General features: G+C 66.0%; 10 protein-coding genes. 6 read left to right on the forward strand and 4 right to left on the reverse strand.

The annotated features are described in order from the left end of the window. Positions 1-74: 74 nt before the first annotated feature. The 5 genes from AC2YHJ_RS15450 to AC2YHJ_RS15470 are packed head-to-tail and all read left to right on the forward strand — an operon-like array spanning position 75 to position 6,700. Entirely contained in the window at positions 75-1,634 is a 1,560-nt protein-coding gene (locus tag AC2YHJ_RS15450) for an ABC transporter substrate-binding protein (RefSeq protein ID WP_487396970.1), read from the forward strand. A 7-nt stretch (positions 1,635-1,641) separates the two neighbouring features. Beyond that, entirely contained in the window at positions 1,642-2,589 is a 948-nt protein-coding gene (locus tag AC2YHJ_RS15455; RefSeq protein ID WP_487396971.1) for an ABC transporter permease, read from the forward strand. A 6-nt stretch (positions 2,590-2,595) separates the two neighbouring features. Further along, positions 2,596-3,447, forward strand: a complete 852-nt coding sequence (locus AC2YHJ_RS15460; protein WP_487396972.1) for an ABC transporter permease — start codon at positions 2,596-2,598, stop codon at positions 3,445-3,447. Then, positions 3,444-5,345, forward strand: coding sequence for a dipeptide ABC transporter ATP-binding protein (locus AC2YHJ_RS15465; protein ID WP_487396973.1), 1,902 nt, complete (start codon positions 3,444-3,446; stop codon positions 5,343-5,345). Before AC2YHJ_RS15460 ends, AC2YHJ_RS15465 begins: the two co-directional genes overlap by 4 nt. Before the next feature lie 32 nt (positions 5,346-5,377). Continuing rightward, the gene (locus AC2YHJ_RS15470; RefSeq protein ID WP_487397063.1) at positions 5,378-6,700 is read left to right on the forward strand and encodes an LLM class flavin-dependent oxidoreductase; all 1,323 of its coding nucleotides are present in this window, start codon (positions 5,378-5,380) and stop codon (positions 6,698-6,700) included. 190 nt (positions 6,701-6,890) lie between these two features. Here the strand turns inward: AC2YHJ_RS15470 and AC2YHJ_RS15475 are convergent, their stop codons facing one another. The 4 genes from AC2YHJ_RS15475 to AC2YHJ_RS15490 form a co-directional block, all read right to left on the reverse strand. Beyond that, a complete protein-coding gene (locus tag AC2YHJ_RS15475) occupies positions 6,891-7,640 on the reverse strand; it encodes an aspartate/glutamate racemase family protein (RefSeq protein WP_487396974.1) in 750 nt (249 codons plus the stop codon). Between the two features lie 128 nt (positions 7,641-7,768). After that, positions 7,769-8,176 carry a hypothetical protein gene (locus AC2YHJ_RS15480; protein WP_487396975.1) on the reverse strand — a complete coding sequence of 136 codons (408 nt, stop codon included), beginning with the start codon at positions 8,174-8,176 and terminating at the stop codon, positions 7,769-7,771. Positions 8,177-8,666: 490 nt separating this feature from the next. Further along, positions 8,667-9,269 carry a ParB/Srx family N-terminal domain-containing protein gene (locus AC2YHJ_RS15485; protein ID WP_487396976.1) on the reverse strand — a complete coding sequence of 201 codons (603 nt, stop codon included), beginning with the start codon at positions 9,267-9,269 and terminating at the stop codon, positions 8,667-8,669. Positions 9,270-9,691: 422 nt separating this feature from the next. Further along, positions 9,692-10,768 (reverse strand): LLM class flavin-dependent oxidoreductase, encoded by a 1,077-nt coding sequence (locus tag AC2YHJ_RS15490; protein ID WP_487396977.1) that lies wholly within the window; start codon positions 10,766-10,768, stop codon positions 9,692-9,694. Between the two features lie 107 nt (positions 10,769-10,875). On the opposite strand from AC2YHJ_RS15490, the gene AC2YHJ_RS15495 reads away from it, so the two are divergent. Further along, complete coding sequence (locus tag AC2YHJ_RS15495) at positions 10,876-11,790, forward strand: LysR family transcriptional regulator (RefSeq protein ID WP_487396978.1); 915 nt, start codon at positions 10,876-10,878, stop codon at positions 11,788-11,790. Positions 11,791-11,817: the final 27 nt, after the last annotated feature.

Below are 11,817 nucleotides of genomic sequence, written 5' to 3' on the forward strand. Positions count from 1 at the left end.
GGTCAGGCGATCTGTCGCCACCGTGACGATCGGCCTGAACGCTACCACTGTCGTTCAGCCTGGGAGATGCCGCGATGCACCGTACCGAGACCGACACCCTGATCATCCCGGGCATGACGCGGAGAACGCTGCTCGGCTCGGCCGCGGCCTTCGGGATGGCCGGCGGCGCGGCAATCGCGCGGCCGGCCCGCGCGCAAGGCACGCCGCGCAAGGGTGGCACGCTGCGCTTCTGCCGCCCTGACCCGCCCGACACGCTCGACCCGCAGATGACGAACTCCTTCTCGGGCATGGAATACAGCCAGATGGTCTATGACAATCTGGTCTCGCTCGATGCGGATACGCAGCCGGTGCCTATGCTGGCACTGACCTGGGTGCCGGAGACTGGCGGCGCGGAATGGGTGCTCACGCTGCGTGAGGGCGTGAGGTTCCACAGCGGTCGCGACTTCACCTCGGCCGATGTCGTCGCGACGGTAGAACGCTCGATGGATCCGGCGCGATCCGGCGTCGGCTCCGGCGCCTTCGGTCCGGTGACGGCCATTACGGCCGAAGGTCCGCACAAGGTGCGCTTCAAGTTGCGGGTGCCATTTGGCGAATTCCCAGTGCAACTCGCCTTTCGCCAGGCGCGCATCCTCCCGGCGCAGGGTATCGACGACCTGCGCAACACGCCGAACGGCACCGGGCCCTTCATCTTCAAGGATTTTCAGCCGGGCAGCAGTCTGACGGTTGAGCGCAATCCGAACTACTGGAACCCGGATGTGCTGCACCTCGATGGCGTGCGCATGGTCTTCATCCGGGAGGCGGTGGCGATGCAGGCCGCGCTGCGCGGCGGCCAGGTCGATCTGCTGACACAGATCCCGGTCGAGATGTTCCTCGCCATGCGCAGTGCCCGTGGCTTCAAGGCATACTCGGAAGTCACAGGCGACTACCACGCGATCAACATCATGGGGAACATGGCGCCCTTCGACAATGTGAAGGTGCGCCAGGCTTTCCGCCATATTCTCGATCGCCCGGCGACGGTCACCTCAGTGCTGTTCGGCCAGGGCGTGCAGGGCAACGACCAGCCGCTGCCGCCAGGCAACATCTACATCCCACCGATGCCGCAGAATTCGCAGGATCTCGCGAAGGCCAGGCAGCTCATCCAGGAATCGGGTGTACCGCCAATCAGCCTGGACTTCTTCACCAGCTCCGACCGCCAGCCGGCACCGAAGATGGTGCTCGCCTTCTCTCAGGCGGCAGCGCAGATCGGGGTGACGCTGCGCGTGCGCGACGTGCCCTATACTGAATACGCCGCGAATGTCTCGCGCAAGATGCCGCTCTATACCTCCTACTGGTCGGGGTCGGCGACGCTGTTCGATGCACTGCACCGCATTTATCATAGCAGATCACTCTATAACTACGCGCAAATCGAGTCGGTGCCGGGCCTTGACGACAAGCTCGACACGATGATCGCGGAGATTGATCTCGAGCGACGCAAGGCCGTCACCGGCGACGTGCTGCGCATGATCAGCGCGAGCTCCGATCGCCTGATCCCGTACTTCCGGAATTATCTCGGCATCTCGACCGACAAGGTGCAGGGCTTCGTGCCGCCGCGCTTCGGCACAGTCGAGATGCGCGGGATGTGGTTGGCCGCGTGATCCGGCGATGACGATCATCGCCTTCATCTTGCGGCGCTGCATGCTGCTGGTGTTGGTGCTGTTCGCGGTGTCGCTGCTGACCTTCGGCATCGTGAACGTCCTGCCCGGGGATGTGGCGACTGCCGTGCTCGGCGACATGGCGACGCCGCAGATGGTCGAGGCGGTGCGCGAGCGGATGGGCCTTGGCCAGCCGCTCGGCGACCGATACATCGCCTGGATCATCGGCTTGCTGCACGGCGATTTCGGTCGGTCCCTCCAGCACGGCCAGGCGATCGCGCCGATGCTGTTGGGACGGCTCGGAAACTCCGCGATCCTGGGCGGTATCACGCTCGCGATTGCGGCGCCGCTGTCGATCCTGCTCGGCGTACTCGCCGCACTAAAGCCGGGCGGTGTGATGGATCGCGTCATCAGCGGCTTCGCCGTCGGGACGCATGCGCTCCCGGAGTATGTCATTGGGCTCCTGGCAATCCTTGTCTTCTCCATCTGGTTGCCGCTGCTGCCCGGCTCCTCCCTGATGGATCCGAATGAGAATCCACTCTCGCGGCCCTCGGCCCTGGTCCTGCCGATTGGCGTGCTAGTGATCGGCATGCTGGCCATCATCAGCCAGGTGACGCGAGCGGGGATGATACAGGCGCTCGCCAGTCCCTATGTCCGCACCGCGACGCTGAAGGGGTTGCCGCGGTGGAAGGTGGTGATGAAGCACGCGCTGCCCAACGTGTTGCCGCCCACCGTCACCGAGATTGGCATGTATTTCGGCTATGTGATCGGCGGGCTGGTCGTGGTTGAGACGCTGTTCTCCTACGCCGGCATCGGTCAGATGATGACCAATGCGGTCAGCTACCGCGACATCCCCACGATCCAGGCGGGCGTGCTGGTGGTCGCCGCGGCCTATGGCATCGGCAATCTCTGCGCCGACGTCGCGGCGCTGTTGCTGAACCCACGGCTGAGGGGCTGATGAAGCATGGCCATCGCACTCCCCCTGCCGGCCTTGTATCGCCGCCTCGGAGTCGGCGACATCGCCTGTATCGGCTTCCTGCTTGTAATGGTCGCGCTCATTGCTTTCGGAGCGCAGATCGCGCCACGCGATCCGCTGGCCTTCGATCCCTTGCATTCGCTGGAGGCCCCGAGCGCCGCCTTCCCATTTGGCACGGATGAGTTCGGCCGCGACCTGTTCAGCCGAATCATCGCGGGCACGCAGCCGACGCTGCTGGTCGCGCTCGCGGCAGCCGCGGTTGGCGTCTTCCTCGGCACGACGACGGGCCTCGTCGCCGGCTATCTCGGCGGCGTGGTCGATGAGAGCATCATGCGCGTCATGGACACGCTGATGTCCTTCCCGGGGCTGATCCTCGCCATGCTCATCGTGGTCATGCTGGGGCCGGCCCCGGTCAACGTCGTCGCGGCGATCGGATTGGTGTTCTGGCCGCGATCGGCGCGGTTGGTGCGGTCCGTGGTGCTGGACCTCGCGACACGGGAGTTCATTGATTCCGCGCGCTCCCGTGGCGAATCGCGGCTGTTCATCCTGGCGCGCGAATTGCTGCCCAATGTTCTGATGATCATCGTGGTGGATTTCTCGCTGCGCGTGACCTCGGCGATCCTGCTCTCCGCCTCACTCGCGTATCTCGGCATCGGCGTGACGCCGCCGACGCCGGCCTGGGGGCTGATGGTGCGGGATGGGCAGCAGTTCATTGAACTCGCCTGGTGGCTGCCGGTCTTCCCCTCGCTCGCCATCGCCATCGTTTCGGTCGGCACGGTGCTGGTGGGCGAGCGCCTGAGGCGAAGTATCGCTATGCCAGGAGGCGACCGCGCCCGATGAACGTTGAACCGCAGGCTCTCGACGCGGATGCGCCCCCGGCCTATTCCAGCGCACCGACGCTCGAAGTGATCGGCGCTTCCATCACTTATGGCAGCGAAGCGGGCGGCTTGAAGGCGGTGCGCGACGTCTCCTTTCGCATCGCGCCGGGGGAGGCCTACGGCCTCATCGGTGAATCCGGATCGGGCAAGAGCAGCCTTGCCTACGCCGTGCTGCGCCATGTGCCGGCAGGACGCGTGATGGGCCGCATCATGCTGCGCGGCCAGGACGTGATGGAAATGACCCCCCAGGCGCTCGCCGCCACGCGCGGGCGCGTCGTCTCCATGGTCTATCAGGACCCGATGAGCGCGCTGAATCCGGCCATCAAGGTGGGCGAGCAGATCGCGGAAACCATCCGCCGCCATCGCAAGACCGATCGCCGCACTGCTTGGGCGCGCGTGGTCACCCTGCTCGGCCAGGTACAGTTGCCCTATCCGGATGAGATCGCGCATCGCTACCCGCATCAACTCTCGGGCGGGCAACAGCAGCGCGTCGTCATCGCCATGGGCCTAGCTTGCGATCCCGACCTGTTGGTGATGGACGAGCCCACCACCGGGCTCGACGTGACAACCGAGGCGGTGATCCTCGACCTGGTAAACGATCTGCGGCGCGCGCTCGGCATCGCGGTGTTGTTCATCAGTCACAATATGGGCGTGGTCGCGCAGGTCTGCGATCGCGTCGGCGTGCTCTACGCCGGGCAACTCGTCGAGGAAGGCAGCACGGCGCAGGTGCTGCGCGCACCGCGCCACCCCTACACGATCGGGCTGATGAACGCACTGCCGACGATCGACCACACGCAGGCACGCCTCACCGACATTCCCGGCCGCCTGCCGGATCTGCGCGCCGTGCCTGTAGCCTGCATCTTCGAGCCGCGCTGTGCCTCGGCGCAGGAAGAATGCCGTCGCGGCATCCCGACGCTGGAGACGGTCGGCCCCGGCCATCGTGCGCGCTGCTTCGAACGCGACCGCATCGCGCGCGGCGCTACGCCGATGCCCGATGCCATCGCGGTTCCTGCGGCATCGACCGACCGTCCGCTGTTGCAGATCATCGGCGTCGAGCGCAGCTTCGGCCGCACGTCCCGCCTGAAGCTACCCTTCCTGCGGCAACAACGACTAGTGCGCGCGGTCGATGACGTATCACTCGATATTCCGCAGGGGCGCACCCTGGCTGTCGTGGGGGAGAGCGGGTCCGGCAAAACGACACTCGCGCGCTGCGTCGCCGGCCTCCTGCGTCCCAATGCCGGGGACATCCTACTCGAAAACTCAGTCATCCGACCCATGGTGCAGGACCGCGTGCGGGCCGAACAACGTGCCATCCAGTTCATCTTCCAGAACCCCGAAGCCGCGCTGAACCCGCACTGGACGGTGGAGGACATCGTCGCGCGGCCGCTGAAGCTGCATCGCATCGCGCATTGGTCGGCCGATCTGCGTGCACGCGTGCTGGAACTGCTGGATGCGGTGAAGCTCGGGGAACGCTATCTCGACCGCTATCCACACCAATTGTCGGGGGGCGAGAAGCAGCGCGTCTCTATTGCGCGTGCCTTCGCCGCTGAACCACGGCTCGTCATCTGCGATGAGCCAACCTCCGCACTCGACATCTCCGTCCAGGCGGCGATCCTGAACCAGCTGCGAGATCTGCAGGAACGCCTCGGTACCTCCTACTTGTTCATCTCCCACGACCTGGGCGTAGTGCGGCACATCGCGCATCGCGTCGCCATTATGCGCCATGGTCGCATTGTCGAAGCGGGCACGCCGGAGGAGGTATTTGGCGCGCCGCAGCACCCCTACACCCAGGCTTTGATTGCGGCGATCCCCACCCTCGAACACAAGCCGCGCCGCGAGGCCATAAGGACGACTGCATGACCGCGAAGCGTCACATCAAGCTCGGCATGTCGATGCGCGGGTTAGGCTACCATGTCGCCGCCTGGCGGCATCCGGATGTGCCGGCCGACGGCACGCTGCGCTTCGACCACTATGTCCGCAACGCGCAGACTGCCGAGCGCGGCCTGTTCGACATGATTTTCTTCGCCGACGGCATCGGCATCCGCGAGAAGGACGAGCCCGCCGGGTCGTTGGCCCGCTCTGGCTATGAACTCGTCGAGATGGAGCCGATGACACTGCTGCCCGCGCTTGCCGCAGTGACGAAGCATATCGGATTGGTCACCACCGCCTCGACCACCTACAATGAGCCGTATCACATCGCCCGGAAATTCGCGACGCTGGACCTGATCAGCGGCGGCCGTGCGGGGTGGAATGTCGTCACTTCCTGGTCGGATGCGGAGGCACGCAACTTCAACCGCGCGAAGCATCTGGATTACGACACGCGCTATGAGCGCGCCGCCGAGTTTGTCGAGGTTGTGACGGGACTATGGGATTCGTGGGAGCCGGATGCGCTGGTCTATGACCGCGCCAACAGCCTGTTCTACGACGAAGCGAAGATGCATTTGCTCAACCATCGAGGAAAGCATTTCCAGGTGCGCGGGCCACTCAACGTCGCGAGCATGCCGCAGGGGCGCCCGATCCTGGTGCAGGCGGGCGCAGCGGGTCAGGGGCGCGACATCGCCGCGCAGCATGCCGACGTGATCTATGCGGCGCAGGACAACATCGTTGCGGCGCGCGAGTACTATGCCGATGTCAAGGGACGTCTCGCGTGCCATGGACGCGACGCGGACGACCTGAAGATCATGCCGGCGCTGCGCCCTATCGTCGGGCGCACGCGGGCCGAGGCGCAAGCGAAGTTCGACGAACTACAGGCGCTGGTTGATCCGCTGGTGGGTCTGGCGCGCGTCTATAACGAGTTCGGGGACCTCAGCGGCTACCCGATCGATGGCCCGGTGCCAGAGCCGAAGGGGGAGGCTCAGGTGCGGAGCGGCGTCGCACGCATCATGGCGCGCGTGCGCGCGAGCAACTGGACCATCCGCGACCTGTGTCTGTCCTTGGTCGGTGCCGGCGGATTCTGCCTGATCGGCACAGCGGCCGACATTGCGGATGTGATGGAGGAGTGGATCGACACAGGTGCGGCGGACGGCTTCAACATCACGCCAACGCATCTCCCGGCGGGCTGCGACGATTTCGTGGAGTTTGTGACGCCCGAACTCCAGCGACGCGACCGCTTCCGCACGGCCTATGAAGGCGCGACGCTGCGGGAGAATCTCGGTCTGAGGCCGCACGTTAATCGGTATGCCACGCGCCGTGGCCGCGCTACCGCTGCTGAGTAGGCATTTGCTTGTGTTCTTTGCGGCTCGGTCGCGACCGTGGCGGAGAAAACGTCGGAACTCGCGGCGACTGGCGCCGGTCGCGTGAGCATCACCTTTCGGCCCTTCAGCATGCCCTTTGGTTTGGCTGCAAAGAGCATCTGGCCGTTCCTGGAAAAGGTCGGCCAGCCAGCAGCGGCTCTCGCCAGAAGGGTCAGAACCGGCGCGGCCGCAATCCGGCGTGAAACCACTCGACCAGCGTTACGATGTCGTAAACGGGCAAGCCAAACGCTGCCTCCAGCGACGCGGAGTAGGGCGGGAGGTTGGTGCATTCGAGCACAAGGGCACCGACATCCGGATGCTGACGTAGAAGTTCGTTTGCTGCCTCCAGCACGGCGGCCTCGTGATCGGCGTGGCGCACCACGGCGGCGGAAGTCTTGTGGTTGAGGCGAAAAATGCTGTCCTGCCGAATGCCGCCGATCGGCAGGTCCGTGGGCGCTCCGACGGCGCGAAAATGCGCCGGCGTCAGCGACGCCTTGTCCATCGTCAACACACCGACCCGCTTGCCGGCCGGCAGCATGCTTTGCACGAGCGGGATCTGTAGCAGGGCCGAGGTGGCGACGGGAACAGGGCACCTGGCGACAAGTTCCGGGTGCAGCAGCGCGAGGAAACCGCAGCTTGTCGTGATGCCGTCGACGCCGAATGCAACAAGCTCCTCCGCCGCACGCACGAACAGGTCGAGCACACCATCGTCGATCGTCGGCCGCACGATCCGGTCGGGCGTCGCACCGCGGACGACGGCGTACTGCACGGGAAATCGCCACGTAGTGCCATGTCCGATATCGCCCCGAAGGCGCTGGAACTGCGTGTCCAGCACCATGATCCCGATGGTGACGCCATGGATCGCGCGTCGTCTCGGAGCGATCGGGGAGATGCTGAAATCGACTGTTGCACGTGTCGCCATCGATGCAATCCTATGCCTGCTGCTCAGCCTAGCACAGCGCAATCCTGGCCCGGCAATCGCCGGTCCGCGCATGGAGCATGGGATCGAGTGCCCGATTGAGGGGCTGAGCGAGGGGACGGGCGATCAGCTTACCTGGCGCTACGCGTCGCGGCCTTGAGGCGCATGCCGCGCAGGCCGAGCCGCTGCCGTTCATCGCCGACGACCTCCTGGTGCATTTCGACGATCGTCGCGCCGACGCGACCCTGGCCTTGTTGAGTCGGTTGGGCCGTACCGCGCAGGTCGTCCTTTTCACGCATCATGACCACATCGTCGACATGGCGCGGCGGCAGGCCGGGGCCGCGATCCTCACCATGCCCGCCACAACGCGACCACGTCGTCGCCGTCCAGGAGGTGGCGATGGCCAGCGCGGCGACGGCCGATGCCATAGCCACGCGGCCGTGAAAGGAGTCCTGGGCCGGCTCCTCCAGCCCCTTGTCCGGCGTCGGCGCCAATGAGACAGATCGGGGATGTTGAGGAGTGGAGGATTTCTGGCTCATCGTAACCATCGATGGAGTGAAGATGAGCCAGAAATCCTCCGCCCCGGCAGCGCGAGAGACTGCCGCTGCGAAGGCGCCGGCCGAGTGGGTGGTCAGCAGCAGCCCAGACGGTGGTCGCGCGTGTCCTTCGCCGACTTGGCCAAGTTGCCCTGCCGGAGGGCAGCAGAGCACTCCGATAGTGGTGGATGGGTCGCCACACGGAAGCGATGTTGACTGGTCACGGCCGACGCCACATCATCCGACTGCGGCGTCGTACTGCACCCCATCGGCTAGGCGCCCATGCCGGCGCCCGCAGGGGCGTCCCGACAGGCGCCAGGGCCGTCGAGGCCCTGGCCTGTAAACCCCCCCCAACCGCCGCGGCGCCTCGCCCTCATGGCGCCGTCGCGCAGCGCCTGCAGGCCGTGTCGGGTTTGGCCTCATCGGTGGGATGCTCGCGGCGATCCTCCGCGACAGCCACCCCAGGGCCTGCGAGGTGCTGTCGACCTGGTCGTCATGCGCCCCGTTCGGGAAGGCTAGCAGCTCGCTGATCTACGCGGCGAGCCACGGCGCATCGCGCGGCAGCAGTGCCACACATTAGGCGGTGCTGGCCGAAAGGCCAGAGGGCGCCGGGCTGCGCGACCGCGGTGGCCGCCGGCTCCGGGAGCTCGTCGGCCGGATCAGCATCGGCTGCGTCGACCGCGGAGATGAGGCGCTCGATGTCGCCGGTGTCGAAACTGGTGATCTCCAGATCGAAGGAGAGATCGAGGGCCGAAAGCTCCCGCAGCTCGGCCGTGAGGGTGGCATCGTCCCACCCGGTCAGCTCGGCCAGGCCGTTGTCGGCGATGATGTAGGCGCGCTTCTCCGCAGGGGTAAGGTGATCCAGGCGGGCCGCCGGCACCTCGGGGAGGCCGAGCAGCTTGGCGGCTTCGACCCGGCCGTGGCCGGCGATGACCCGATCCTCGGCATCGACGAGGATCGGGTTGACGAAGCCGAACTCACGGATGCTCGCCGCAATCTGCTGCACCTGCTTGCGCGAGTGGGTGCGGGCATTGCGGGCGGCGGGCTGGAGCGCAGCCGGCGGTCGGTTGGTCACCGACAGCGCGAGGCGCTTCATCCACTGGAGGTCGGGAGTGGGATCAGACGGGCCGGCAGGGCGCCGGCGAGCTCGAACGGAAGCAGTCATGGGTCCAGCCCTTAACAAAGCAGTCCGACGCATCGCGCCGGACCGCAGATTGAAGAGGGCGACTGAGTGCCAACCGGCCACACGCGAACGCAGCACAAGCACTACCGTGGTCCGCAAGCGCTGCTTGCGAAACCCACTCGGTAGGACTGATGCCGCTCCGAGGGGGTGCTGCTTCTGGACCTACTAGCCGCGGCCGTGAGACACGAACCGGTGCGTGACACGCAGATAGACGAACCAATAATGAAATCAAGGGATCGCTTAGGCATCCGCCGCTATCGGACCAATTTCCGTTTCAGCGGGCGAGAACCGCATCGCCTCGCCAAGAGTTGGGCCATAGGCGTCGTGACTGCGCATCATTCAGCGGCCATCGAAGCCGACGGCACCCCGCTGCCGAGCTCCTTGCGGATCGCGGGAATGATCCGCTCGCCCCACAGTGCGATCTGCTTCAGCGTGCTGCGCGTGTCGAAGTCGCCGGGCTGGATCTGGATCGCGAGGTGCTTCGGCTTGAGGATGCGGATCTCCTCGACCATCCGCTCGATCACGCGATCCACGCTGCCGACCGGCAGGTTGGCGCGCATCTGCTCCAACGGGATGTCGTTCGGGCTCTCCTCCTCGTGCACCAGGAAGCCATCATCGGAATGGGCGCGGCGGAATTTCAGTGCCTCCGAGATACGGCGCTGGTAGCGCGCATTCTCGAGGTAGCTGGTGATCTCGGCCTCGCTGTCGCTGGCGAAGGCGCAGCGCAGCAGGCCGACGCGCGTATCATCGATGTCGCGCCCCTCCTTCGCGGCGATGCCGGACAGCGTCGCGCGCATCTGCTGCAGCTTCTCGGTGCCCTGCAGCAGCGCGGTCACGAAGAGCGAATGGCCCCCGCGGATCGCAAGGCCCATGGTCTCGGGATTGCCGGTGGCCATCCAGATGGGTGGCATCGGCTTCTGCACGGAACGGATGCTGATCGCGGTTTTCGGGAAACGCAGATGCTTGCCTTCGTAGATGAAGCCCTTCTGCGTCATGCCGGCCTTCAGCACGTCGAGGAACTCGTGGAAGATCGGCAGCGCCTCCTCGATCTTCACGCCGAAGCGCTCGAACTCGTAGTTCTGGTAGCCGGAGCCGATGCCGAGCTCGAGCCGGCCATTGGAGATGGCATCTGCGAAGCCCGCCTCGGCGAGTAACCGCGCCGGATTGTACATCGGCAGCACGCAGACCGCGCTGCCGAGGCGGATGCGCTTCGTCAGCCCCGCCACATGCGCGACCATCATCAGCGGTGAGGGGCAGAGACCGTAATTGGAGAAGTGGTGCTCGGCATACCAGGCGGCGTCGAAGCCGGCCTGGTCGGCGGCGATGGTCTGCTCCACCGCGGCGCGCAGCACCTGGTCCGAGGTCTGGTGATAGCCACGCTGCTGCATCAGCATGAAGATGCCGAATTCCATGGAGTTCGTTCCCCGCTTACCGATGGCCCGAGATTAGGGGATCGCCACCTATCGCAACAATACGGTAAGTCAGCACAGTATCTTTGCGCTTTCCGTAAAGGTGGAACATGCGACGGCTGCAATCGATGGAGCTTTTCGCGCGTGCGGTGCGGGAAGGCAGCTTCTCCGCGGCCGGGCGCCATGCCGGGCTGTCGCCGGCGTCGGTCTCGCGCCAAGTGGCGGCGCTGGAGGCCGGCCTCGGCGTCCAGCTCCTGAACCGAACGAGCCGTACCCTCACCCTGACCGAGGCGGGGCGCGAATACCTCGCCCGGCTGGAGCCGATCCTGCAGGATATCGCCGATGCCGAGGCCGCCGCCACCGCGCTGCAAGCCACGCCGCGCGGCACGCTGCGGATCCATTCGCGCCTGATGTTCGGCATGCGCGTGGTCGCGCCACTGATCCCCGCCTTCCAGGCACGCTATCCGGAGTTGCGGGTCGAGCTGCGCCTGACCGAGCACCCCGCGCGCATGGCTGAGGACGAGGTGGATATCGACCTCCGTCTCAGCCCCTCGGCCGATGCCGCGTTGATGCAACGGCGGCTGCTGCGCTGCGAGCGCGTGCTGGTGGCAAGCCCGGCCTACCTCGCCCGCATGCCGAAGGTGACTGTGCCGCGCGACCTCCTCGCCCAGCACTGCCTGACCTACTGGCAGGGGCCGGAAGACGTGGTCTGGCGTTTCCTCGACAAGGGCGTGCCGGAGGAGCTGACCATCCCCGCCCGCTTCACCACCAACAATGGCGAGGTGCTGCGCGAGATGGCGCTGGCCGGCCACGGCATCGCCCTGCTCGACGACTACACGGTGCGGGAGGACCTCTCCGCGGGACGGTTGCGGCGGCTGCTGCCGCGCCTTCTGGCGACGAATACCGGCTTCGACCTCGGCATCTATGCGGTGTTCCGCCAATCCGGGCTGATGCCGGCGAAGACGCGCGTCTTCCTCGACTTCCTGGCCGAGGCGGTGCAGCAGGACAGGCCATCCTCGCATTGACCGGACGGTCAGTCAGGGTCTAGACCT

It is taken from the genome of Roseomonas sp. SRI_022 (assembly GCF_057586215.1).

What these genes read in the sequence shown, in the direction of transcription:
- AC2YHJ_RS15450 (WP_487396970.1), top strand. Translation starts at nt 75, where the DNA reads ATGCACCGTACCGAGACCGACACCCTGATCATCCCGGGCATGACGCGG.
- AC2YHJ_RS15475 (WP_487396974.1), bottom strand. Translation starts at nt 7,640, where the DNA reads ATGGCGACACGTGCAACAGTCGATTTCAGCATCTCCCCGATCGCTCCG.
- AC2YHJ_RS15455 (WP_487396971.1), top strand. Translation starts at nt 1,642, where the DNA reads ATGACGATCATCGCCTTCATCTTGCGGCGCTGCATGCTGCTGGTGTTG.
- AC2YHJ_RS15485 (WP_487396976.1), bottom strand. Translation starts at nt 9,269, where the DNA reads ATGAAGCGCCTCGCGCTGTCGGTGACCAACCGACCGCCGGCTGCGCTC.
- AC2YHJ_RS15490 (WP_487396977.1), bottom strand. Translation starts at nt 10,768, where the DNA reads ATGGAATTCGGCATCTTCATGCTGATGCAGCAGCGTGGCTATCACCAG.
- AC2YHJ_RS15465 (WP_487396973.1), top strand. Translation starts at nt 3,444, where the DNA reads ATGAACGTTGAACCGCAGGCTCTCGACGCGGATGCGCCCCCGGCCTAT.
- AC2YHJ_RS15470 (WP_487397063.1), top strand. Translation starts at nt 5,378, where the DNA reads ATGCGCGGGTTAGGCTACCATGTCGCCGCCTGGCGGCATCCGGATGTG.
- AC2YHJ_RS15495 (WP_487396978.1), top strand. Translation starts at nt 10,876, where the DNA reads ATGCGACGGCTGCAATCGATGGAGCTTTTCGCGCGTGCGGTGCGGGAA.
- AC2YHJ_RS15460 (WP_487396972.1), top strand. Translation starts at nt 2,596, where the DNA reads ATGGCCATCGCACTCCCCCTGCCGGCCTTGTATCGCCGCCTCGGAGTC.
- AC2YHJ_RS15480 (WP_487396975.1), bottom strand. Translation starts at nt 8,176, where the DNA reads ATGAGCCAGAAATCCTCCACTCCTCAACATCCCCGATCTGTCTCATTG.